The organism is Dyella sp. (genome assembly GCF_051954575.1).
Classification (GTDB): domain Bacteria; phylum Pseudomonadota; class Gammaproteobacteria; order Xanthomonadales; family Rhodanobacteraceae; genus Dyella_B.
Genome location: NZ_JBQCHP010000181.1, coordinates 1 through 23,231 on the forward strand (window position 1 = coordinate 1; position 23,231 = coordinate 23,231).

Annotated in this window: 18 protein-coding genes and 1 pseudogene; 12 read left to right on the top strand and 7 right to left on the bottom strand. The window is 59.0% G+C overall.

Annotated elements, in window-relative coordinates; all coding sequences use genetic code 11:
* Both ACTHNE_RS21025 and ACTHNE_RS21030 read left to right on the top strand, forming a co-directional pair.
* A pseudogene (locus ACTHNE_RS21025) lies at nt 1-229 on the top strand (NmrA family transcriptional regulator); the annotation flags it as partial.
* A gap of 158 nt (nt 230-387) precedes the next feature.
* The gene (locus ACTHNE_RS21030) at nt 388-1,278 is read left to right on the top strand and encodes an alpha/beta hydrolase (protein WP_440270241.1); all 891 of its coding nucleotides are present in this window, start codon (nt 388-390) and stop codon (nt 1,276-1,278) included.
* 38 nt (nt 1,279-1,316) lie between these two features.
* Here the strand turns inward: ACTHNE_RS21030 and ACTHNE_RS21035 are convergent, their stop codons facing one another.
* Entirely contained in the window at nt 1,317-3,200 is a 1,884-nt protein-coding gene (locus ACTHNE_RS21035) for a hypothetical protein (protein WP_324946170.1), read from the bottom strand.
* Between the two features lie 24 nt (nt 3,201-3,224).
* Nucleotides 3,225-4,934: an Hsp70 family protein gene (locus ACTHNE_RS21040; protein WP_324946166.1), complete on the bottom strand. Its 1,710-nt coding sequence runs from the start codon at nt 4,932-4,934 to the stop codon at nt 3,225-3,227.
* 261 nt (nt 4,935-5,195) lie between these two features.
* Between ACTHNE_RS21040 and ACTHNE_RS21045 the strand changes: the two genes are divergently transcribed.
* The 8 genes from ACTHNE_RS21045 to ACTHNE_RS21080 all read left to right on the top strand — a co-directional run bounded on the left by ACTHNE_RS21045 (nt 5,196) and on the right by ACTHNE_RS21080 (nt 14,868).
* Entirely contained in the window at nt 5,196-7,196 is a 2,001-nt protein-coding gene (locus ACTHNE_RS21045; RefSeq protein WP_440270242.1) for a tetratricopeptide repeat protein, read from the top strand.
* A gap of 68 nt (nt 7,197-7,264) precedes the next feature.
* Complete coding sequence (locus ACTHNE_RS21050; protein ID WP_440270243.1) at nt 7,265-8,812, top strand: glycoside hydrolase family 30 protein; 1,548 nt, start codon at nt 7,265-7,267, stop codon at nt 8,810-8,812.
* A 384-nt stretch (nt 8,813-9,196) separates the two neighbouring features.
* On the top strand, nt 9,197-10,585 hold the full coding sequence (locus ACTHNE_RS21055; RefSeq protein ID WP_440270244.1) for an asparagine synthase-related protein: 1,389 nt from the start codon (nt 9,197-9,199) through the stop codon (nt 10,583-10,585).
* Between the two features lie 361 nt (nt 10,586-10,946).
* Nucleotides 10,947-11,534, top strand: coding sequence for a hypothetical protein (locus ACTHNE_RS21060; protein ID WP_440270245.1), 588 nt, complete (start codon nt 10,947-10,949; stop codon nt 11,532-11,534).
* Between the two features lie 237 nt (nt 11,535-11,771).
* Nucleotides 11,772-12,239, top strand: a complete 468-nt coding sequence (locus ACTHNE_RS21065) for a hypothetical protein (RefSeq protein ID WP_440270246.1) — start codon at nt 11,772-11,774, stop codon at nt 12,237-12,239.
* Between the two features lie 103 nt (nt 12,240-12,342).
* Entirely contained in the window at nt 12,343-12,702 is a 360-nt protein-coding gene (locus ACTHNE_RS21070) for a hypothetical protein (protein ID WP_440270247.1), read from the top strand.
* Nucleotides 12,703-13,085: 383 nt separating this feature from the next.
* Nucleotides 13,086-13,796 carry an FRG domain-containing protein gene (locus ACTHNE_RS21075; protein WP_440270248.1) on the top strand — a complete coding sequence of 237 codons (711 nt, stop codon included), beginning with the start codon at nt 13,086-13,088 and terminating at the stop codon, nt 13,794-13,796.
* Complete coding sequence (locus tag ACTHNE_RS21080; RefSeq protein ID WP_440270249.1) at nt 13,786-14,868, top strand: beta family protein; 1,083 nt, start codon at nt 13,786-13,788, stop codon at nt 14,866-14,868. Before ACTHNE_RS21075 ends, ACTHNE_RS21080 begins: the two co-directional genes overlap by 11 nt.
* Here the strand turns inward: ACTHNE_RS21080 and ACTHNE_RS21085 are convergent, their stop codons facing one another.
* Nucleotides 14,869-15,435 carry a sce7726 family protein gene (locus ACTHNE_RS21085; protein WP_440270250.1) on the bottom strand — a complete coding sequence of 189 codons (567 nt, stop codon included), beginning with the start codon at nt 15,433-15,435 and terminating at the stop codon, nt 14,869-14,871.
* Between the two features lie 1,103 nt (nt 15,436-16,538).
* Here ACTHNE_RS21085 and ACTHNE_RS21090 point away from each other — a divergent pair.
* Nucleotides 16,539-16,910 carry a nuclear transport factor 2 family protein gene (locus tag ACTHNE_RS21090; protein WP_324946292.1) on the top strand — a complete coding sequence of 124 codons (372 nt, stop codon included), beginning with the start codon at nt 16,539-16,541 and terminating at the stop codon, nt 16,908-16,910.
* Between the two features lie 336 nt (nt 16,911-17,246).
* Here the strand turns inward: ACTHNE_RS21090 and rpoD are convergent, their stop codons facing one another.
* Complete coding sequence (gene rpoD / locus ACTHNE_RS21095) at nt 17,247-19,112, bottom strand: RNA polymerase sigma factor RpoD (RefSeq protein ID WP_440270251.1); 1,866 nt, start codon at nt 19,110-19,112, stop codon at nt 17,247-17,249.
* Nucleotides 19,113-19,275: 163 nt separating this feature from the next.
* Nucleotides 19,276-19,716 (bottom strand): D-aminoacyl-tRNA deacylase, encoded by a 441-nt coding sequence (gene dtd, locus ACTHNE_RS21100; RefSeq protein ID WP_440270252.1) that lies wholly within the window; start codon nt 19,714-19,716, stop codon nt 19,276-19,278.
* Between the two features lie 227 nt (nt 19,717-19,943).
* Here dtd and ACTHNE_RS21105 point away from each other — a divergent pair, with 227 nt between their 5' ends.
* Complete coding sequence (locus tag ACTHNE_RS21105) at nt 19,944-20,822, top strand: LpxL/LpxP family acyltransferase (protein ID WP_440270253.1); 879 nt, start codon at nt 19,944-19,946, stop codon at nt 20,820-20,822.
* Between the two features lie 341 nt (nt 20,823-21,163).
* Here ACTHNE_RS21105 and ACTHNE_RS21110 read toward each other — a convergent pair whose 3' ends face one another.
* On the bottom strand, nt 21,164-21,487 hold the full coding sequence (locus ACTHNE_RS21110) for a tetratricopeptide repeat protein (RefSeq protein ID WP_440270254.1): 324 nt from the start codon (nt 21,485-21,487) through the stop codon (nt 21,164-21,166).
* Nucleotides 21,484-23,217: an ArnT family glycosyltransferase gene (locus tag ACTHNE_RS21115; protein ID WP_440270255.1), complete on the bottom strand. Its 1,734-nt coding sequence runs from the start codon at nt 23,215-23,217 to the stop codon at nt 21,484-21,486. The genes ACTHNE_RS21110 and ACTHNE_RS21115 overlap by 4 nt, the downstream gene beginning before the upstream one ends.
* Between the last annotated feature and the right edge of the window lie 14 nt (nt 23,218-23,231).

Genomic DNA, 23,231 nt, shown 5'->3' on the forward strand with positions numbered 1-23,231 from the left:
AGCCGTCAATGGCACGGTAGAAATCGGCGGTCCCGACAAGGCACCGCTGGCGGACTGGGTACAGCGCTTCCTTGCTGCCACAGGCGACCCGCGCAAGGTTGTTGCCGATCCAAAGGCGGCGTATTTCGGCGCCGTGCTGGAGGCGGACACCTTGCTGCCGGGCGACGGTGCGCGGTTGGGCGCGCAGAACTTCCAGACGTGGTTCGCGCGCCGCGGTGCAGGGGCGTGAGGATCATTTGCCACGATTTTTCCTCCAAGGCGGCTCCATGGCACAAGGACGTGAAAACCGGCTGGGGCTACGATTGGCAAGGAGGATGACGCTGCCTGCATACCCCCTGCTCCACCTCCTCTCAACCAAGCCTGCCACCGATACCGCGGGTAACGCCCATGATGGAAGCACGGTCAAGGCCAGTGCGTTTTCTGAAAGTGCTTCTATCTTTGGCCTCGATCGCTATCTTGGGGCTTGTTGGTCTATGGTTCGCCGGCTCGCTTCTGATTGCTCCAGCCCAAACTATCGTAGGAACACCGCCTTCTGATCTCTCAGCGCAAGCTGTCGTTTTCTCCGATGCAGCCGGTGAGCCGATCCACGGCTGGCTCATCGACGGCGCGAAGGGACAGGGCGTCGTTCTATTACTACACGGCGTTCGTGCGGATCGGCGAGCCATGATCAATCGCGCCAGGTTTCTGCATGCGGCGGGCTACGCAGTTTTGCTGATCGACTTCCAAGGGTCAGGTGAGAGTCCCGGCAACGCTATTACGTTCGGCTACCGCGAAGCGGCCGACGTAAAGGCATCGCTGCAATACCTTCATCAGCGACTTCCAGGTGAGCGCGTCGGAATCATCGGCACCTCCATGGGTGGCGCCGCGACGATTCTTGCCGAACCTGAGGTAGACGCCGATGCAGTCGTACTGGAACAGGTCTATCCCACGATCCGGCAGGCAACCGAAGACAGGCTGGCCATCCATTTGGGACCCATGGGACCGTGGCTCGCCCCCATCCTGCTGGCGACCCTACACGCCCATCTGGACATCTACCCCGATCAGCTGCGGCCGATCGATCACATCGCACATTTGACGATGTCCAAGCTGTTGATCGTGGGCGACCGCGACAGGGATACGACCATTGCCGAGTCTTACGCGATGTTTCATGCGGCAACAGGACCCAAAGAGTTGTGGGTGGTGCATGGCGCCAGGCACGTGGATCTCTATGGCTATGTCGGCGCCGACTATCAGGTGCGCGTGCTTGATTTTTTTGATACTTGGCTGCGTAGGAAGTAACCCAGTCTTTGGCGAGACAAGGGTTGCTGCATGACGTACTACATTCGATGCCGGAACCTAGTCGCCGCGTCCAACGTGGTAAGAAATCTGGCTGGCGAGGCCGACAGGTCTCGCGCGATCTGGTCGGAGGCGGAACGCTGGGCAGGCGTGAATGTCCTGGCAATGCGATCGAGGTCTTTCGAGCCAAGCCTGTCTTGGACGTAAAGCCCCTGGTGATCGACGGCGACGGTCAGCAACGCATGGGCTATGACCGGGTCCATGGGCACGCCTTTCCCCCGCTCATACATCAGGGCAAGACCAATTTGTCCGGCGATGTCACCTTGTGCGGCAGCCTTGCGATACCAATCGACTGCGGCGTTTATATTCGTGGGAACGCCGTAACCATTTTCATAAAGCCAGCCCAGGCTAGCCTGGGCGCGGGGAATATTGTTGAATGCCGCTTTTTCCCACCATTGGCGCGCCGTCAGGTAATCCTTCTTGACGCCGTCGCCCTTGGCGTAAGCCTCGGCCAGGTTGTTTTGCGCCAGCGCGTTTCCTCCGGCCGCCGCTTTTTGCCACCACATCAGGGCAAGTTCGGTGCTTTGCGGGACACCGTTACCTATTTTGTAGAGCTGTCCCAATCGATATTGAGCTTCGGGAAAGCCTTGATCGGCAGCGCGACGGAACCACTCGACCGCGCTTGGCGCGTCTCGCGCAACGCCGGCACCGTTTTCGTAGCGAACGCCCAGGTAGTTTTGCGCGGTGGGATCACCCTGCTCGGCAGCGCGTCGCAGTGCATCGATATCCATAAGGAACGGATCGGTTTGCGGCTGCGTTGAAGGCATCGTTGACGGCAGGTAGTGGACAGGCGGAGGAGCAGTCTGCGTGCCTGGGTCGTAGCTTGGTGTCGTAGAGGGGATATGCCCAGCGACGGCGCCCAAGATGGCGATGATCGGCCAAATGTAGAGAAAGCCAGAGCCTGTCCCGCGAGTAGCGCGCTGCGAGCGCCTGGGCAAGGCCGGCGGGGCTTCCGGGGCCGCCTTGCTTTCGCGATAACTGGCGAGCAGTGTAGGGTTGCCTATGAGCTTTTGTCGCCACCAATCGAACGCTTCTGCACTGTAGCGTTCGCCCAACTCATGCTTGAACGCTTCAAAGCGCTCCAGCAGCCGATTGGCCTTGATGACCTCCCAGGGTTGAACGCTTAACCCAGATTGCCCTTGTGTGGCTGTGTAGGTGCGCATGGCCCAATGCAGGTCCTCGTGGGGAGGAGGCATGCTTGCCTCCAGCACGTGGCGCAAAGACTGATGGCGCACCATGCGCTGGACCAGATCAGGTCGCTGCGTAAGATGCCGGTTGGAGGTCTCCCACCCGAACAGGTCGCATGCGGCATCCAGCATCGATATGTCTACGGGACCTGCGAATATCCGCCCAAGCAGGGCCTGCTCGAACTCGGCCTTGGCATCCAGCGAGGTGAGGCGCGGATCGGTCGCGTACTTGCCAAGCAAGCTTGATATCGAAATCACGTTCGGTTTGCGCGCTTCGGCCAGGAATTCGTCCAGCACGGCCTTGGCCGATGTGCGTGCGCTCTCGACGGGTCGTGCAGGCAATGGGTGCCTAGCAGGCTGAGATATCCGGTCGTCTACTGTGAAAGGCGCTATATGCGTGGGCGACGGTGGAGCGAAAGGGGCAGGTGCCGTAGTGGCAGGCTCGGCATGTCGACCGGGCTGGTCCGTTGGCTGCTGTGTCGCTTGTTCGACCGCAGGTGTTGCCGCTTCCCGTTGCTTGGCCCACTGCAAGGCGAATTCATAGGCGTGCCGAATGCGCTGGAAACGGTCGGCCTCGGTGGCTTGATCACATTGCTTGATCGCCTTGGCGTACGCCTTGCGCACGGTACTGACATCCGCTTGCTTGTCGATGCCGAGCGTTTCAAATACCCACTGCACGCGCTTCTCCTTATAAGCAACGTATCAAGCGTCCAGAAACGGGTTTTGCTCCAGCCGATCCAGCCAGGCTTGAAACTTTTCCCGTGCCGAGGCGATCTCGTGCGGATCCTGCTTGGCAAGAACCGCGTCGAACTGCGAAATGGCACGGGAAATAGCCTCGCGGTAGTCACCCAAGGCTTCTTCGTACATCCGGTTGGCGCGTGCGAGTAGCGCATTGTTTCGCGCATCTTCTCGGGGGTGCAGTTTCAAGCCGGCCAGCGCCGTCAACCGCGTGGCGATTTCTTCCTTGGTCAATACGCCGGAGTGTTCTTCGATAATGATGCTCCCTTTGACAGCCGTACCATGCACGGTCGCTTCCACTTCCAGCAATCCGTTGACATCGTACGTAAAGCGCACATTGGCGCCGGCTTTTCCCGCAGGTTGCCCGGATGGCATGGGAACGGAGAAGGTGCCCAGTGGAATGTTGTCTTTGACCATACGGGCTTCGCCTTGGTACACCTCGATCGAAAGCTGCGTCTGACTGTCGTGGACGGTAACGATGTCCTTGCTGCGGCTTGCCGGCACGATCGTGTTGCGCTCGATGATTGGCAGGAAAAAGCCATCGATGATTCCACCGGTACCGTTCATGGTCTGGGCAGTCTTGATGCCGAGCGTGTATGGGCACACGTCGGTCATGACAATTTCCTCAAGCGCCGCGTCGTCCATCTTTAGCCCGGCCTGCACCGCCACGCCCAGTGCTACCACTTCATCCGGATTGAGTGTGCTGGCAGGAAAGCGCCCGAACATGCGCGTGACGAGTTTGCGCACGATCGGCATGCGGGTGGCGCCGCCAGCCAGCACGATTTCGTAGAGGTCGGATGCTCGGATACGCGCGTCACGCAGCGCTCGCTCGACGGGTAGACGCAGACGCTGCAGAAGCGGATCGCATAAGGCTGCAAGGCGTTCCTCATCAATGTCGTAAGTGAGATCGCGGCGGCCCAATGACAGCGAGATCTCGACAGACGACTCCGTGGATAGCTTGCGCTTGAGGCGTTCAGCTGCATCGCGCAGGCGTTGCAGGTCATTCAATGTGAGGTCATTCGGCCTAATTTTCGCTCTGGCCAGGATATCCTCCGCCAATGCGTCCACGAAATCTTCTCCGCCGAGAAAATTGTCGCCCGCACTGGCACGCACTTCCATAACGCCCTCGAAAATTTCCAGGATAGATACATCGAAGGTGCCGCCGCCAAGATCGAATACGAGAAACTTGCGCTGGCTGCCCGCATCGCGCACACCGTAGGCCAGTGCCGCCGCGGTCGGTTCGTTGACCATTCTTTCCACACGCAAGCCCGCCAACTCGCCTGCAGCGCGCGTGGCCTTGCGTTGGGCATCGCTGAAATAGGCGGGGACGCTGATGATGGCTTCGTGCACCGGCTCACCCAGGAATGCCTCGGCGTCTGCTTTGAGCGAACGCAGCACGAAGGAGGACAACTCCTCCGGTCGAAACTTTTGCTCGCCCAACTCCACTTCACGCGCCGAGCCCATATAGCGCTTGAAATTTGCCGTCGTCAGCCTGGGATGCGTTTGCAGGCGGTCTTTGGCGGCTTGGCCGATCAGCAGTTCGCCCGCGTCTGAAAACCCTACGCATGAGGGCGTCAGCGTGTGTCCCAATGCGTTGGGTATGAGGAGCGGCGCGCCGTCCTTCCAAAGGGCGACGAGACTGTTCGTCGTCCCTAAATCGATGCCGATGATCAAGAAATCCCCCCGTCCGGTCTATCGTCGTTCGTCCCTGCGGTCCTGATGCCAGTGGACCTGGGTGAAAGTCTAGCCGTGTTTCCGGGCATTGGTTAAGTGCCGGGCAGGCAGGCCAGGACCCGTCGCCGCTGCATGCGCTTGACCACCGTACCGCTGATTTCTTCTACAGCTTTGTGACAGGGCGGCCAACGATCCGGCTGGCTTCCAGGGCCGCAGGGTAACCCGCATAATGATCTTTCACGCCATTTCAGGGAACGGGGAATGTTCAAGCGTCTGATGGAACGTCTTTCTGGCAAGGCCGCCCCATCGCCGGTGGCAACGCCGGCTCCGCCTCAGCTCAAGGATCCGCGCGACAATGAACTGATCAAGTTTTATGACGGTTACGGTCGGGAAATACAGATTACGCGCGCCCAATGGCGCGACAAGGTGTTACTGCCGAACCTGAAATCGAATTGGGACGTGCCCGACGCCTTGTACAACCTGATCCTCAGTGGCATGAAGGACGGGGAGGCGGCGGAACTCGTCGACGCGGGGAAGCATCTGTGCGAGATCGATCCGCAGGTCGAACGCAGTCACGTCACCTACGGCATCGTCCTGATGAAGTTGGAACGTTTCGAAGAGGCCGAAGCCGTATTTCGCTTGGCGATTTCCAGCGTCGGTGAGACAGGTGTACTACTCGCCAACTTGGCCAAGATCGAGTCTCAGCGTGGCGAGCATATCAAGGCGGAGGCCATGCTATGGCAGGCGCTGAAGTTGGACCCCAATCTCGACAACGGATTGATGTGGTGGGCCATGACTCATAAGGATCGCGAAGGCGAGGAGGGCTATGTCAATGCACTCCTGCGTGTCACAGCGCTTTCGGATAGTTGGCGCGCCCAACTGTATCTGGCCCGGCATTACCTTCAGAAAGGCGAGCTCGGCATCGCGCGTGCCATTTACGAAGAGGTGCTCGCCGGAAGCAAGTTCGGCAGTGACGCACTGGTCACGATATCGGGTGACCTGGGCAACAGCGGACAGGTGCCGCTGATGATTGAGCTAGTTGCGCCGGTGCTCGATCTTCAGAAACACGATGCACGAGCTGGCTTGAATCTGTTGCAGGCATATCTGCAACTGCGCCATCACGTAGAGGGCGAAGCGCTGCTATCGAAGCTCTACGCGCTCAACATGGCACCCTACAAGCAACATCTCGATCACTGCGCGCAGGAGTTCCAGCGCATCAGGGACGAAACTTATGCACCGGCCCCGGTGGACGAAAAAAAGCTCGAGGTCGTGACGGTTCCCTTTGACGTGCCGATCTGGCGATACGGATTGCGCGATCCGTCATGGCTGTTGCGTAATAAGGATCCGGGTGCCAAGAAAATCGTATTCCTTACCCTTGGTGCGCGCATCCATGGCGAAGGTGTGCAGACACAACGCGAGAACGTCGTGGGACGTCTCAGTCGTACGCTCCCCTTGTATCTTGCCGAATCGGTGCATGTCTGGACGGATCATCAGTGCTTGACCATGATCCCGGTTGTTCGCGGCGGCGGCCCTGTGTTGTATGGCGCGCCTGATGACGACACACAAACGATCAAATCGTTCGAGGGCACGGGTGACTTTATCGTGCTGGGTTCCATCGAGGAGCGAGAAGAGCGTTGGCATGTGATCTTGCGCGTATGGTCGGTGGAAGCGGCCGATTGGATCTCACGCGAAGAGTTCAACGCATCCCTGACGGAACTGGGGCGCGAAGTGCTGTTACTGGAACAGCGCATGCTGTCGGCCCTGGGCGGTGCCCGTTCGACTCCACTTGATGCGGGTTATGAGCGTCCACCGGAAAATCTCCTTGACCCTTACCTCACGGGGTTAGGGCAAAGCTTGATGCTGTCGCTGGTCGCCAACCGGCTTGTACCCAAGGAAACCCTGTGGGGCGAACGGAACCTGATCGAGTGGTGGCTTCGTATGGCGCTAAGCTGGCCGAATGCGCATGTTCCTCCGATGGCCTACCTGGCAGCCATTTCGAATGCCGGGGCATATGGTTCCAAGCTGCTTGAGGAGTTCAGGGGGCGCACCCATGAGTTGATGAAAGACAACGGGAGGATGAACAGCCCTGCGTCCAAGCTTGCCCCTGTCGTCTGGAAGGCGTTCGGGATGACGGAAGAATTGGAAAAGGCTGCGCTTGCGTGTGTCGAAGAGGGGCGGAGTGACGAGTATCGACAGTGGCTGGATCGACTCGTCCATCATCCAGGGCTGCCGGTGCAGGAAAATGGAGCGGAGGTTGGTTAATGCCTCGGAGACTGGATCTGCTATCGGGCAAGTGAACCTGCTGCCGATTCCAGGACAATCCGTAAGCCATGAGTGAGCGTAGATTGGATTCCCATCGCACGGTCATCGCCTCCCTCATCTTACTCATCCTGCTTACGCTGGCCGCCTTCTATGCGCCGCGCTTCACCTATCCCACCGTAGTCCCCAAGGTCGTGCCGCCGGTGCGGCCGATCATGCCTGCCGTGCAGCTCTGGCTGAGCACGGCGGATCGCCGACTGGAGCTGCAACGGCAGCCCGATATCGACATGACCCCGCGCGGTACATCGCCTGCCGACGTGGTGATCGATCTTAAGAAGACGTTCCAGACCATGGTCGGTTTCGGCGCGGCGATGACGGACTCGTCGGCGTGGTTGCTGCAGAACAAGCTGAACTTTTTCCAGCGCAGGGCCCTGTTGCGCGAGCTATATGGTCCGCCGCCCAATCTCGGCTTCAACATGATGCGCCTGACCGTTGGCGCGTCGGATTTCTCGCTGAAGCCCTATACATTCGATGACGTTCCCTTCGGCCAGACCGATCCGCAGCTGCAGCATTTCAATATCACGCCCACGCTGCACGACCTGATACCGACAGTGCGCCAGGTGCTGGCGATCAATCCGGGATTGCGCATCGTCGCATCGTCATGGAGTGCGCCGGCGTGGATGAAGACCAGCGAAAACCTTATTGGTGGGGAATTGCTGCCGCAATACGAAAGCACGTATGCGGACTATCTTGTGAAGTTTCTCGATACCTATGAAAGTAACGGCATCCCCATCTTCGCCTTGACCCTGCAGAACGAACCCGGCTTCGTACCCGTGACATATCCCGGAATGGAAATGCCCGCGGCCACACGGGCGCGCGTGATCGCGCAATATCTCGGCCCAAAGCTGGCAGAGCGCAACCCGAAGACGCAGATTCTGGAATGGGATCACAACTGGAGCCAGGCCGATCAAACGCTGAGCGTGCTGGCGAATCCCGATGCCGCGCGCTATATCGATGGCGTCGCCTGGCATTGCTACGAAGGCAGCCAATATGCGCAAGGCCGCGTCCATCGTGCGTTTCCGAAAAAGGACGCCTACATCACCGAATGTTCCGGCGGCGATTGGGAGTCTGCCATCAACGGCGAGCTGCTCTGGTTCACACGGGAGCTGCTGGTGACCGGCATCAGGCAATGGGCGCGCGGCGTCATCTACTGGAATTTGGTGCTCGACGAGCAGCATGGCCCGCATTTCGGTGGATGCGCGCTCTGCAAGGGCGTGGTCACCATCGACTCGCATACAGGCGAGGTGACCCGCAACGACGAATACTACGCGTTCGCCCACTTCAGCAAATTCGTCTTGCCGGGCGCCGTTCGCGTGGAATCCACCATGACCGACGACAAGGGCCTTGCCAACGTGGCATTCCAGAATGCTTCCGATGGATCGGTCGTGTTGGTGATGGTGAACAGCAACGTGAAGCCGTTTCCAGTCTCGGTCGCGCAGGGCCAGACCCGTTTTGAATACACGATGCCGCCGGAAAGCGTGGCGACCTTTGTGTGGAACGCGGACCAGGCTAATACGTGGGCGCGGCGTGTGCTTCGCTGGTTGGAGCGTGCTCGGTAAAAAGCGCCGGGCGGTCTGCTGCGCCAGGCAATGACTTTCCCGCCTCCCAAATCCAACGCAACGTACGGTGGATGGTCTGGATCGACTTGCGTTTCATGGACACGCACGTGTCGCCTTGCGCGCCGCAATATCACCCCATTTTGCTCTCGTCTATACAGCTTGCCGACTACGCTCGCTCACATAGTCAGCCGAGCGCGTGCCTGATATGCACCAACCGCGTCGGCCCGGACCATTTCGACGCAACCGCGGCTAGCGAACCAGCGGCTGAGGTTAGCCGGCTATGAGAGAGTTCCAGTGGACGAGTGCGCCATACATGCAGCGAGCCCTGTTTCGAGCACCGCCGCGTTCGGCCGGTTGAAGGTCCAGATCAACACTTCTCCCTATTTGAGCGAGATCGATTTCTCGCCCTTCGACAGGCTGCAAGGCAGCCAACTTTCCTTGGACTTGGTGTCGCTTGCCGATCTGCTGCGGACTTCGTTCGTCTATCCGCCCCATTCCATTTATCGGGAGGTGAAGCTGGCGGGAACGGGCTTCGACCCGACGCAGGACCTGCACGACCATCCGTCGTATCACTATCCGTTTCAATCGGCGATGGCATCTTCGCGCCCGCCGCCCAAGACGATCGGCGAAAACGAGCTGCTCAAGCAATACCACCGCCTGCTGAGCCATGCGGTCGCCAACGCCACGGCAAGTATGCGCGCGCCGTGGTTGTTCCAAAGCGGTGGCAAGGATTCCACCGCATTGGCTATCGCGTTGGCCGAGGCCCGCCCCGATACATGTTGCTATACCTATCTGGGCGGCAACGAAGAAAACGAAGTCCCATCGGCGCGCCTCGTCGCCAGCAAGCTTGGCCTGCGGCATGAAGCGTTGGTATGCGATCCAGCGCGCGCTTACGATCGCTACCTGGCCATACTCCCGCGGTTGCCGCTGCTTACGGCCGATTTCGCCGTGCTCTCCTATGCCGACCTGGCAATGGAAGTTCGCGCGCAGGGTGGCGACGGCATCATCGACGGTATCGGCGCGGATGAATATTGCGGCGCGCCCCTGCACGCCAGAGAACGCCTGCTTGGACTGTTGGCGCGCGGCATACCTTTGCCCAGCGCGCTATACACATCAGGCGTGGTGAGTCACAGCTTCAAGCTTTGCTTCGCGCTGTCGACACTGCAGATGCATGCATTCGAGCGCTACTTCCCAGGCTCGCGTTTCAGCGATGCAGAAGTCGACGGCTTGCTGGGCCGCGAGCTTTCGGCCGGCTCACGGCGGCGCCTTGCTCTGTTCCGTCCAGATATCGACGCCGCACAATCCAAAGAGGCCGTGCGGCGTATCGCGCTCACCATCGTGGAATCGGGCCAGCTGGCCAAAGGCATGTACATCGCCAAGGCCATGTCACTTCGGCTGGCCTATCCCTATTGCTACGAGCCGTTGCGCGACTGGGTGTTCCACTGCGTTCCGGACGATCATCTGATCGGGCCCGGCGGCGTGAACAAGGTGCTGATGCGCAATTACATCGCGCAGCACTTCAAGCAACTACCCTACGTGCAGTCCAAGGGCTGCTTTCGCTTCGATCTGTGCGGCCTGGCCAGCCGGCGCTTCGATCAGGTTCGCGACTTTGCCGAGCAGGCTCGCGATGTAATGCCTGGTGCACCAGCATGGCTGGACAAGCATCGAGCGGTGTTGGGCAACAAGTACTTCGCGTCGAAGTTCTATCTGCTTGCTGTCGTGCTTCCGTGGCTGCTTGGTCGGACGCGAGGTGCAAAGTCGCAGGCTGAGTAATGTCCAAACTTGATGCCTGCCGTGATCGACACTCCCTCCCCTGCGCCAGTAGGGGAGGGCTGGGGTGGGGTTGCCTGGGCTTTAGCGCGCAGCCGAATGGCTTGAATATTTGTCGAGTAAAACGTGTATGGCCTGCGGCCTTGTGCGGTTGTGCCGCTCGCTGCGCTCGCACCCCATCCTAACCCTCCCCAGCAAACAGGGGAGGGGATACATGCTCGCAAGCGTCGAGATACGCGCTTAAGTTGGTGCCATTGCGGTTAGCCCGGCACCAGCATTGATCGCATGCTTCCTTGACCAGGGCGCCACCAGCCGTACATTTGCTTGGTAGACTCACCCCAACTGCACGCACGGGGGAGTGCGCATGTATAGCCGTATCTTGGGGTTCATCCTTTGTGGCTTGTTGGTATCCAGCGCGCATGCATCGGATATCTATAAGTGCGCAAGCAAGGACGGGGCTGCCTCGTACAGGGATACCCCCTGCCCTGGGCAGCGAGCCGATCTTCTCCATAAAGACACCGATGCCGAGGCAGCCAAGGCCAAGCAGGAGCGTGTCGCCAACGCCATCGACGGGATGCTTCAAAGTGGCCGTCTGGAAGAAGCCAGATCCTTCGCTGCCGCAAACGGTGTTATTCCCCTCTTCCAGGAGCGTGTTCAAGCCAGTGCCAGGCGTGAGCAAGAAAAGCGCCAGCAGGAAATGACCCACGATGCCGAGGTTCGGCGTGAGGAAGAAGCGGCCGCGCAAGCACGCCATCAACAAGCGATGGACGAATACCACGCGAAATTAGTGAAGGCCGACGCTGAGGAAGAAACGTTTCGCAAGGAACACTGGAGCGAGATAAAGCAGCAACACCTTCCCGAGGTGTTGCAGAGCCAGTCCTCGAAAACCTACAACGCCGCCAGGGGCCAGTGGTGCTCAGTCGGCCAGGACGGTTCCACGGTGTGTCAATGAGCAAAGTGGGCCTTAGCGCAGGAAAAATGGCGTGCGAGGAAAACCTTGCCATATCGCAGGGCATGAGAAAAAAGATGGCTTTGCGAATGCCTGCTTCCGCTACCCAGCGCAGACATCGCGATGGCACCTTATTCTTCGGCCCAAGCCGTATTGAGATATGCTCCTGACCGCACTGCGTGCGGCAGGGAATACCAACAATTGATGCGACGACTGGTTGGGATAGTAAAGAGAGACTGCATGAAACGAATCATCACACGGATGGCGCCCTTTCTCGTGGTCGTCCTGCTAGTGGGATGCGCGACAAATCACGCGTCGGCGGTTGACCCGATGGCCAAAAGGGTTGCATCGCTTGTCGACGCGACCACACAAAAATCGAGTGAGGAGAGAGCATTCGCTCAACTCGAGTCGCTCGGAAAAGACGCGGTTCCATATCTGGTGGGGCATTTGGGCGATATGCGTGAACTTCCGGTCAAGCAACTCAGCCTCGTCAATAAAGCCCCGGATGCTTTTGAGGGAGTCAGGCACTACGGCCCCGAGGTTGTCCATGATGGTTTGTCAGCAGTGCTGAACCAGATCACCGGAAAAAGCTTCGAATTTGTTTACAACGGCTCGAACCCGGCAGAGCGAGAGTCGGACCGCAGGCAATGGCAGAATTGGTGCGTTGAAGCGTACCCAGAGAAGGCTTCGGTTTGCTATGGCGGTTGAACGAAGGCCTGTTGGGACTTTGGTCGTCGATGTGGCGCTTTTGGAAAAGAGTCCACTTTCGACCCGAGAAGGACATCACCGAACATAGTTGAAAGGAATAGAGATGGCGATCTCAATTGCTTGGGGCGGTATTGCATTGGCGCTTCTTACTGGCGCATTTCTATTGTTTTTACAAATACGGACGTACAAGCGCACTGGGCACAAGTCATTGGTGGTGGCGGCGATCGCTCAAGTCTTCGGCCTAGCGTATGGAGCATTGCAGGTAGCGCCGCACGTGCTATCACAAAGCATCTCTACTCGCTGGACACTGTTTTATATCGCCAACGCGTGCTTGTTGGTCGAATGTGCTGTCGGCGCCCTTGGTGCCATCCTGATTTTTCGTGCATTTGAGCAAGCATTGAAGCTGACGGACGACATGCCGCCTACATTTATAAACTCGGCTGACAAAGCAACGGGTCATTGATCAGTGGATGTCCGCTTCCAAAGCGGACGTTACCGATACGTCTGAAATGCGCCAATGACCATTTCGATCGTCACCGCAAGGCCATACGACAGGGCAAAAGCAATCTAATTCAATCACTTAGTCTTCCCGGTCAAATTATGGTTTTCAGGCGCGGCCAGATTATGCTTTCCGCCATATATGCGCTGAGAAGCTTAAATGGTGGGCCCACCAGCTCTCACATTCATTGATTAACTTATTGATTCAAATGTAATACATGCAGGAAAATCGTGCTCAGTATCCCGCTCGGTATCCATAAAAAATGCGTCGATGAAGTCCGGACGCAACAAGCGGACGGAGACCGACTAGAATGCAAGTCAGGACGATGCGAGGGATCAGGGGGCGGCTTGGAGCAGCAAACTCTAAATACCACAGAGGAAGTCTTTGACTTTCTCATCTCTCCTTTTGATTTGGGGCGAAAGCGGCTCTATCGCGGCGTCTCCAGCGTTGGCCACAGACTCATCCCGTCCTTAGGTCGAGTTGCAGCGTTGCAAGCGTTGGGTGAAGAGGAACGCGCTATCCGGGAGCAAGACCTGATGGATGAATTCCGAAAGCATGCTCGCCCATACTTCGAGAGTGGTGTGCCAGATGAATGGGAGTTGCTAGCAATTGCGCAACACCACGGGTTGCCCACCCGGTTGCTTGACTGGAGTCGAAATCCACTTGTTGCCGCTTACTTTGCAGTGGAGTCACAGAGCGAGTTCGATTGTTGTATTTATACGCACACCATCAATCGTTTTACATCTATAGATGCTGTGCTCGATCCCTATAGCATAGATACCACCATGACTGTAGAGATGCCTCATGTAACTAGACGTATCACTGCACAAAGTGGGGTCTTTACAGTAAGTGAAGATCCGTTCTTGGCGTTGGATGATGGTGAGGAAAGTGGGTTGGAAATTGGTAAATATGTGATCCCACACTTTCTTAAGTGGGAGGTGTTACTTCGACTTCATCAGCTCGGTGTGAATCGTGCGACGCTTTTTCCAAGCGCAGAAGGTATTGCTCAATACCTCAAGTGGGAATTAGAAAATTCGGGAGATGCCCATGCGCATTAATTCACATCAACATTACTTCGCTGTGATGAAGGGAAAAATGGGCGAGCTTCAGGCTGCCGGTGACCTAGCAGAGGACGTATTGGGAAGAACCACGTTCGTTTGGGAGCTTCCGCCGCAGCCCTTCAACCATGAAACGCGTGCATTCGGGAAAACCGTTGATAGTCACATTGAGGCTTTTTCCAAGCGGTTGCATGACGCGCTTCCGAATGAACGGAGTTGTTTCGTTGACTGTAGGTTTTTAAAAGATGCTGCGCCTCTGGAAAACGGAGAAACTCCACTGCACGCGGTTCTTAGGATGTGTGCCGACTTAGGAGCTAATCCGAGTATTGGAGATGCTCCTACAGACGCTGAAATCCAAGTAGTGCGGACGCACCTTAACCAGGGCGAAGGGGAGATTCTGCTAAGGCTTTCAGCAAGAACATTCGCAAGAATTGGCTTCACTGAAAAGCTTGATGAGCTCCTGAATAGTATTGGTGCTCGGCCCAATCAATGTCATTTGTTCTTCGACTTCGAGCAGTTATCCGCAGAGGTGGATTCAACTCCCCAAACGTTTGCTGCGTACAGCGCGATTGCCGGTTTGAGAGATATTGATGAGTGGCTCAGTGTGAGCGTTGTTGGGGCCAGTACCCCAAAGGCTTTGCCGCCGGCAGAGCAATGCCCCAAATTGCTTCCTCGCCTTGAATGGAACATTTGGCGTGAAGTCGTGTCGGGCCTTGGACAGAATCGGCGAATACCGAGTTTTGGTGACTATGGTGTGTCGAGCTACCACATTGAAGAACTAGATCCACGCCTTATTACCGTAAGTGCAAATATTCGCTACACGGCAGCAGACGGGATGTGGGCGTTTAAAGGTAAGAGCTTGCGCCGCCATTCATTTGAACAATTTCGCGTCCTCAGTCAACAGATCGTGCAACATGCAGCTTTCTGTGGGCCTGATTTCAGTTGGGGGGATAAGTACATCTTGGAATGTGCAAATGGCCTAGGGAGAACTGGCAACACGACAACATGGAGACGTGTCGGAACGAACCATCATGTTGCGTTCGTTGCGCGGCAGATCGCGGGTCAGGCGTAGCTAAGCGCGCCATTCTGTTCGCGCTTTAAGGACCCTTCGCACCTCAGATTTCAGTTTCTTCAGCGGAAGCTCGGCCGCCAAAGCATCCCAAAGCCAACTTCGAGGTTTCGATGTTGGCACATGCCCTTTCCGATGGGCGCTCAGCACTTCGATAGCTTCGTCCTTCCATAGGAGTTGGGCAATAGCATAAGGATGTTGGGCTGTGTTGGGCTGAGCAGGGCGAAGCTTCTTTAACTTCGTTTTATGGTCAGCTGTTTGACTGACCTCTATGACACCCCATAAATCCGGGATGATTTTAAGACTCGCGTCATTGTGAGATGCGTCGACCACTAAGGTCATCTCATCAAAGACACGATCATAGAGTTCCGCCTGCCGCGGAAGACGGACTAAGGTGTCGTTTTTGCTCTTAAGTTCGTAACCTGAAAGCTTGCCGTTCACTACGGCGATATCGACCCTTGCCTCTCCAAGGCAGACGGCCAGTTCGTCAATAACAATGCTTCGGACATCGCTTAAATACTTGCGAAGGGGGCCGGAGCGTACAGCGTCACGTACGTCAATTTCGCGCATACACACCACCTCGCTCTACGGCAGAGAGCTTAGCTACTAAGAGCATCGCCGAATACCGGTACCGACGCAACAAACCTCTAAGAATATATGAGAAGTCGGGCTTCGGGTATGGCTTGAGGAGGGTACCCGGCAGGGGCGGCCGGGCAGCCCGCCACGTGGGCAGGCGTTTTGCTGAGGAGAGGCAGCTAGCCGACGAGGCGCAATTTCGGCCTGCGACTCTGTGAGAGCAGTTGGTCGTAAGTCTGACTCAAAATCTTCTTGCCGTATTCCTGCATAAAGCGGTCGAAACCGCCCTCACGGCTAGTCAAGTGCAAGATCGCCGCGGTACCCGTGAGGATCGCATACCTTGGAGCCCGTTGGCCTAACTTCTATACACAAACCGTTTGTATCAGCGACGCGATACACGTTTGTGCGAAGCTTTAATGATCGCACCTTGACATCTGTAAACATGTGAGTCAGCCAACTGTGAGTCAGGCAAGAAAGGTTGTCATCATTGACTCACATCATGACTCACTTTTTTTGCTGGATGCTACTGGACGACACAACACAGAGACGGACTTAAAATCCCCTCAAATGAGGCTTTTTTAAATTTATCTGGACTTCTCTGGACATCGCTGGATGTCTAAGTGGTGGGCCCACCAGGATTCGAACCTGGAACCAAGGGATTCGCGTATTCCAAAGGTTTCCCTCTGGCGCGGACTATCTCTTCACCCTCCGCGTTTCACAACGTGCGGGTGGGGTGCGGGACGCTCGAGCCTGTTATGAAGGGCGCTGTAGCCCTCAGGTAGTCTCTGCACCTTCCGGCGGTGTACCGCCGGCTTGGCTCAGGGTTGCCGCCGATCCGCTGGCGCGTCGCTGCGGGTTCCCTGAATTCATCCCGTTCCCGTTCGCGCATTACTGCGCGACGGCACCTTTCGATGAGTCCCCTGCTCTAACCGTTGAGCTATAGGCCCTATCTCGGCGGGCATGATACCAGCATGGCCGGTGGAAGCGCAGGTGCATGTTTGACGCGGGAAAGCGCCTGCGCGGCGCTGTGGCGTGCTTCGATATCTTAACGTTGGCGGGCTTACATTATTTGTCCCATTCTTTCGCGGAGGTGGGTCATGAGCACTGCAACGGTTGCCAAGCGTCTGGTTGCCCTGTGTCGCGAGGGCAAGTACGAGGAGGCGCAGCGTGAGCTCTATGCCAAGGATGCGATCAGCATCGAGCCGCAGGAAATGGCTAACGGTCCTCTGGGTAACGTAAAGGGCCTGAAGGCAATTCTCGAGAAGGGGCATCACTTTCAGGAAAACGTGGAGAAGATCCACACGAGCGAGGTGAGCGAGCCGGTGATTGCCGATGGCTGGTTCAGCGTGGCGATGCATCTGGATGCGACGATGAAGGAGCGCGGGCGGCAGGATATGCGCGAAATTTGCGTGTATCACGTTAGGAACGACAAGATCGTGCAGGAGCAGTTTTTCTACGATTTGCATTGATGCTTCCGGGCGGAGACGTCGGCGATCGGCGGATGTTGTACGAGCTTGGCGCGCGGTTGGAATTTGTCGCGAGGTTGGTTGGCCACACTCTTGCCCTTCCCTGTGTGCAGGGGAGGGGGTAGATGGCGGCGGCCGGGGCGTCGTAGGTTGGGGTGCGAACCCCAGCGATTTGGGCTTGATCGGGATGGTGGTGTTGGGGTTTGCACCCCAACCTACAGGTGGTTTCTGGCTAGGTTGGCCCCCTCACCCCGGCCCTCTCTCCGGAGGGGAGAGGGCGTAAAGAAAAAAAGCCCCGCGAGTGCGGGGCTTTTGTTGTGCAGCGATGGCGTGTGCTGCTTAGTCGATATCGAGGAACGAGCGCAGCTGTTCCGAGCGGCTGGGGTGGCGCAGCTTGCGCAGGGCCTTGGCTTCGATCTGGCGGATGCGTTCGCGGGTGACGTCGAACTGCTTGCCGACTTCTTCCAGGGTGTGGTCGGTGTTCATGTCGATGCCGAAGCGCATGCGCAGCACCTTCGCCTCCCGCGGGGTGAGGCCGGCGAGCACGTCGCGCACGGTTTCCACCAGGCCGGTTTCGGTGGCCGAATCGATCGGCGAGCTGGCGTTGGTGTCTTCGATGAAGTCGCCCAAGTGCGAATCTTCGTCGTCGCCGATGGGGGTTTCCATCGAGATCGGTTCCTTCGCGATCTTCAGCACCTTGCGGATCTTGTCCTCGGGCATGTCCATTTCCTTGGACAGCTCTTCCGGCGTCGGTTCGCGACCGAACTGCTGCAGCATCTGGCGCGAGATGCGGTTGAGCTTGTTGATCGTTTCGATCATGTGCACCGGAATACGGATGGTGCGGGCCTGGTCCGCGATGGAGCGCGTGATGGCCTGGCGAATCCACCACGTGGCATAGGTGGAGAATTTGTAGCCGCGGCGGTATTCGAACTTGTCCACCGCCTTCATCAGGCCGATGTTGCCTTCCTGGATGAGATCCAGGAACTGCAGGCCGCGGTTGGTGTATTTCTTGGCGATGGAGATCACCAAGCGCAGGTTGGCCTCCACCATTTCCTTCTTGGCGCGGCGTGCCTTGGCCTCGCCCACCGACATGCTGCGGTTGATTTCCTTGATGTCGGTCAGCGGCAGGAACAGTTTCTTCTCGATGTCCAGCAGCTTCTGTTGCTCGGCGTCGATCTGTTCGCGGTAGTGCTTGATGTTCGGCGACCACTTCTGGCGCTTGCGGCCGAGCTCTTCGGCCCAGCCGAGGTTGCCCTCGTTGCTGGGGAAGGCCTTGAGGAATTCGGCCTTGGGCATTTTCACGTGCTTGACGAACACGTCCATCAGCACGCGCTCGTGATGGCGGATGTGGCCCACCACTTCGCGCAGGCGGCGCACGAAGCTGTCGATCAGCGCGGAGGGAAGCTTGAGCTTCAGGAACTCCTCGGCCATCTGGTCGCGCAGCTTGGTGACCTTCTTGTCATTGATGTCGGTGGCTTTGACCGAGGCCTTCTGGAACTTGCCGTAGTAGTCGCGCAGCAGTTCCATGCGGCGCTTCACTTCTTCCGGATCGGGGCCGCTCGGGCCGGCTTCTTCGTCTTCACCGTCGCCGGCGGCTTCTTCGTCTTCGTCTTCGTCCACCTCGGCGTCGCTTTCGGCGGCGGCCAGTTCAGCCTCGGCCAGGGCGGCGTCGGCGGCCTGCTCCAGGTCGGCGAAGCCGGCGAGGATTTCGCTGAGGCGGCGCTTGCCGTCCAGGTGCTGGTCGTATTCTTCCAGCAGCATTTCGATGGTCAGCGGGAAGCTGGCCAGCGCGGTCTGCACCTGGGTGAGGCCTTCTTCGATGCGCTTGGCGATGGCGATTTCGCCTTCGCGGGTGAGCAGTTCGACCGTACCCATTTCGCGCATGTACATGCGCACGGGATCGGTGGTGCGGCCTACTTCGGAATCGACGGCCGAGAGCAGCGCAACGGCTTCTTCGGCGGCAGTTTCGTCATCGGTGGCCACGCCAGGGGCGTTGTCGGCGAGCGGATCGGCGTCGGGGGCGGCATCGTGCACGTCGATGCCCACGCCCTTGAGCACTGCCATGATGTCTTCGATCTGCTCCGGATCGACGATGTCGTCGGGAAGGTGATCGTTGATTTCGGCGTAAGTCAGATAGCCCTGCTCCAAGCCTTTGGAGATAAGCGCTTTGATTTCCGACTGTTGCTCGTGGGCTTTGTTGTTCATACCGTCCGCCGCGGGATAGGAACCAATCAGTATAGCGATGTGCTGCTTTTTTGACCAGTTTTCAAGTGAAAAATTCGCTGTCATCGGCACGCAAAAATCGCGCCAAATCGCGGGTTTCGAGGGGAATGACAGCGTTCGTGGGCTTGCTCATCGGCCAGGCCATCTAACGCACCTCGAGCCAGAAGGTGACAGGGCCATCGTTGACCAGATGTACCTGCATATGGGCACCGAAGCGCCCGATTTCCACCCCCGCATGCGCCGCGCGCGCCAGTTCCACCAGCCGTTCGAACCAGATTCGGCCATGCTCGGGCGAGGCCGCGCTGGTGAAGCTCGGGCGCATGCCGGAACGGGTGTCGGCGGCGAGCGTGAACTGGCTGACCAGCAGCAGGCCGCCGCCGGTGTCGGTGAGGGAACGGTTCATCTTGCCGGCGTCGTCGGCGAACACGCGGTAGCCCAGCAGCCGCTCCAGCATGCGCTTGGCCTGCGCTTGGCCGTCTTCGGGCTGCACTGCGACCAGCGCCAGCAGGCCGGGGCCGATGGCGCCTACGGTTTCGTTGTCGACGTCGACGCGGGCAGAGAGCACGCGCTGGATAAGGGCGATCATGGGATGGACGTGCGGTAGAAGAGGTGCGCGTAACTCTGCAGGGCGGTAGGTGTGCGGTAAAGAGGCGAAGTGCGTGTGGCCACAGCGTTTGGCGCAATGCCGGCGGAAGGTGCGAGCCGATGGTGTAAGTCAACGGCAGGCAAGGCGGATGCTTGAGGAGCGCGTGCTCGCTACTGGCCGCGCGCCGCTTTACCCTTACGCGTTCGCCCGTTGCCCGCCCGTCATCCATGCGCCCTGACATTTACCTCGTCTACCTGCTGCTGCGCTTGTTCGGCCTGCTGCCGCTGCGTTGGTTGCAGGGGTTGGGTGCGGTGCTTGGGCGGTTGGCGCTAGGCCGTGGTGGCAAGACGGTGCACTACACGGCGGTCAACCTGGAGATCGCAAGACCGGGATTGGACGAGGCAGGCCGCGCCGCGCTGTTGCGAGATGCGATGGTGGAAAGCGGCAAATCGATCACCGAGGTGGTGAAGATCTGGGGCTCCGGCGCCGAACGCGCACTCGCCCTGGTGAAGGAAGTGCGCGGTGAGGCGCTGTTCGATGCGGCGCTGGCGTCCGAAAAAGGCCTGATCATTGCAGCGCCGCACCTGGGATGTTGGGAGCTGCTCAATTACTGGCTGTGCAGCAGGACGCAGATAGCGATTCTGTATCGCCCGCCGCGCATCGCCGCCGTGGAGGCGATGCTGCGCAAGGTGCGTGGAAAACTCGCGCCGGAGCAGGTGCGTGCGGAAGGTGCCGGCGTGCGCACGCTCTACAAGCGGCTGGCGGCGGGTGGCACCGTGGGAATCTTGCCCGACCAAAAGCCGCGCGAAGGGGAAGGAGAATTTGCGCCTTTGTTCGGGCGTGAGACCAACACCATGGTCTTGCTGCCACGCCTGGCAGCGCGCACCGGGGCAACAGTGCTATTTGCTTTCGCCGAACGGTTGCCGCGCGGCGAGGGCTATCGCATCCATTTCCTGCCCGCGCCGGAAGGCCTGGACGATGCAGATTTGACGCGTGCATGCGCAGCGCTCAATCGTGGGGTGGAGCAGTGCGTGAATCTTGCCTTCGCGCAATACCAGTGGCATTACAGGCGCTATTCGGCGGATAACCGGCCGAGCCCGTATTGAGTAGGTTGGGGTGCAAACCCTGACGTATCCCCACGTTTTTGCTTTTTGATGCCCGAAGAATCAGTAGGTTGTGTTCTTTCTAATCGACAAAAAATATAGCGTCGTCATTCCGGCGAAAGCCGGAATCCAGTTTGAATACGTCGTGCGCAGCACACAAAACCATTTATGGGTGTGCTTCGCACGCCATTTTTGACTGGATTCCGGCTTTCGCCGGAATGACGACTCGCTCTGAAACGAGATCGGTGTAGACCTTGGTTTCCCGCGAAATCACGCTCAAAAACGTGGGGATATATCGGGGTGTGCAAATCCCAACGCCGCCATGCGCGAACACTAGTTGGGGTTCACCCCAACGGTTCGATTCTGCGCAAGAACACGGCCATCTCTTTCTCCGCCTGCTTGTCGCCGCGTCGTTGCGCCACGGCAATGCCCTGCCGCCACGCTTCGGCGGCGCCGGCTTCATCCTGCGCAGCCAGGCACGCCTTGCCGAGCAGTTTCCACGCGGCGGAATAGTCAGGGTCGAACGTTACCGCCTGGCGCAACGCCTCGATCGCTTCGGCGTGATTCCCTGCATTGAGCAAGGTGTTGCCCAGCGAGAACCGCAGCAGCGCACCATCGCGCGGACCACCGCATTGTGCGCGCAGGCTTTCGATCAGCGAGGGGCTCACGACTGCGGTTGGTAGGGAAGGTTGGTAGGTGCGGGGAAAACGCGCGGCGGCTCGGCGGGCTCCGGCGGCGCGTGGCCGGCGCGCAGCGCAGCCACGGTTGGCGCCGACCACACCACCACCCACGACGAGCGGAACGGCTGCGCCAGCAGGGCGTAACGCGAGGCGGAGGGGTCGAGGTTGTCCGGGTGGGTGATGATCAGGCCGTCTGGGTGATCCTTGGCAAACGCCTGCAAGGCCGCACCGTCGTGCAATTCCGCAATCGGCCTGGACAGCCGGCCGGCGAAATGAAACTGGCCTTCGTAGTTGCCCTCGTAGGCGACCGGATGCTGATCGGCCTGCGCGGCGGAAATCAATGCAACGGTGGGGCTGAGGTCGTATTTGTGCCACAGCGTCAGCGTGAACAAGGCATTGAGCGCGAGCGCGCCCAGCAATCCGGCCACCGCCACGCGACGCATTTCGCCGCGGCCACGCACCAGCAGCAGGCCGCCGAGCAACAGGAACGCCATGCTGAAGGTGCGGCTGTACGGCGCCGCGCCTTCGATCCATTCGTTGTGGAAGGCGTGGCTGGGCGCCAGGTATGGCAGCGCGAACAGCAGGCCCGCGAACAGGATGCTGCCCACGCCGAGCAGCCAGCTGCCCAGCCAGTAGTTCTCGGCCAGCGCGGCATGGCGCTCGCGCAACACGGCAATGGCGCCGGCCAGCAGCAGCATCCAGCCGCCGAACTCCGGCAACAGGTAGTACCACTGCTTGCCGCTGATCACCGAAAACAGCAGGAACGACGGCAACAGCCAGCACAGCGCGAAACGCAGCCCGCCTTCCAGCGGCTTGCGCAGCGTGCCGATCGCCACCCATGCGCGCGGCCAGGCGGTGAACGGAAATAACAGCATTGGCAGCCACACCAGGTACCAGCCGAACCAGTGCGGATGGCTCTGCAGCGATTGCGCCTGCTGCGTGCCGTTGACTACGCGCCCGGCGGTCTGGGTGAAGAACAGGCGGTGCCGATAGGCCTCGCCGCCGGCATAGCCCGCGGGAATGGCCCAGGCCAACAACAAGGCAAAACCGAACAGCACGGCCAGTGCGCCGCGTCCGTACCAGCGCGCGCCATGTTCGCGCGCCCAGTCGTTCCACAGTGGGCCGAGCAGCCACGGAAACAGGATATGCAACAGCATCACCGGCCCCTTGGCGAGCAGGCCGGCGCCGATCAGCAAGCCGAACAGGAACCAGCGCGGCTCGGCGCGGCGCAGCGTGGGCGTAAGGCACAGCAGCGCGCCAAGTACGCAGTTGGCCAGCAGCACTTCGTACATGATCTGCAGGCCGAACAGGAACGCATAGGCCAAGGCCAGCAGCATCCACGGCGCTGCCTTCGCCACCCACGGCCGGTTGGGAAACAACCGGCGCGCAAGCACCGACAGCTGCACCAACTGCACGCCGCCGAAGATCACCTCCAGCACGCGCGGCCATACGTCGTTCACGCCGAACACGAACCAGCCGGCATGGATCAGCCAGAACAGCAGCGGCACCTTTTCGCTATACGGCTCGCCGTTGATATGCGGCACCAGCCAAGCGTGCTCGCGCCACATTTCCCAGGCCACGGCCAGCGTGCGCGTGGAAAACAGCGGCATCGGCCCGTGCGAGAAGATCGCCACCAGCGCCGCTGCGGTCCATAGCGGCAACCAGGGCCACAGGCTGCGCAGGACTTCGGAGCGGCGGTAGGTAGTGGCAGTGGGCACGGTCGGCGCTTTGC

What these genes read in the sequence shown, in the direction of transcription:
- ACTHNE_RS21030 (WP_440270241.1), top strand. Translation starts at nt 388, where the DNA reads ATGATGGAAGCACGGTCAAGGCCAGTGCGTTTTCTGAAAGTGCTTCTA.
- ACTHNE_RS21090 (WP_324946292.1), top strand. Translation starts at nt 16,539, where the DNA reads ATGAGCACTGCAACGGTTGCCAAGCGTCTGGTTGCCCTGTGTCGCGAG.
- ACTHNE_RS21105 (WP_440270253.1), top strand. Translation starts at nt 19,944, where the DNA reads ATGCGCCCTGACATTTACCTCGTCTACCTGCTGCTGCGCTTGTTCGGC.
- ACTHNE_RS21085 (WP_440270250.1), bottom strand. Translation starts at nt 15,435, where the DNA reads ATGCGCGAAATTGACGTACGTGACGCTGTACGCTCCGGCCCCCTTCGC.
- dtd (WP_440270252.1), bottom strand. Translation starts at nt 19,716, where the DNA reads ATGATCGCCCTTATCCAGCGCGTGCTCTCTGCCCGCGTCGACGTCGAC.
- rpoD (WP_440270251.1), bottom strand. Translation starts at nt 19,112, where the DNA reads ATGAACAACAAAGCCCACGAGCAACAGTCGGAAATCAAAGCGCTTATC.
- ACTHNE_RS21060 (WP_440270245.1), top strand. Translation starts at nt 10,947, where the DNA reads ATGTATAGCCGTATCTTGGGGTTCATCCTTTGTGGCTTGTTGGTATCC.
- ACTHNE_RS21065 (WP_440270246.1), top strand. Translation starts at nt 11,772, where the DNA reads ATGAAACGAATCATCACACGGATGGCGCCCTTTCTCGTGGTCGTCCTG.
- ACTHNE_RS21080 (WP_440270249.1), top strand. Translation starts at nt 13,786, where the DNA reads ATGCGCATTAATTCACATCAACATTACTTCGCTGTGATGAAGGGAAAA.
- ACTHNE_RS21050 (WP_440270243.1), top strand. Translation starts at nt 7,265, where the DNA reads ATGAGTGAGCGTAGATTGGATTCCCATCGCACGGTCATCGCCTCCCTC.
- ACTHNE_RS21045 (WP_440270242.1), top strand. Translation starts at nt 5,196, where the DNA reads ATGTTCAAGCGTCTGATGGAACGTCTTTCTGGCAAGGCCGCCCCATCG.
- ACTHNE_RS21070 (WP_440270247.1), top strand. Translation starts at nt 12,343, where the DNA reads ATGGCGATCTCAATTGCTTGGGGCGGTATTGCATTGGCGCTTCTTACT.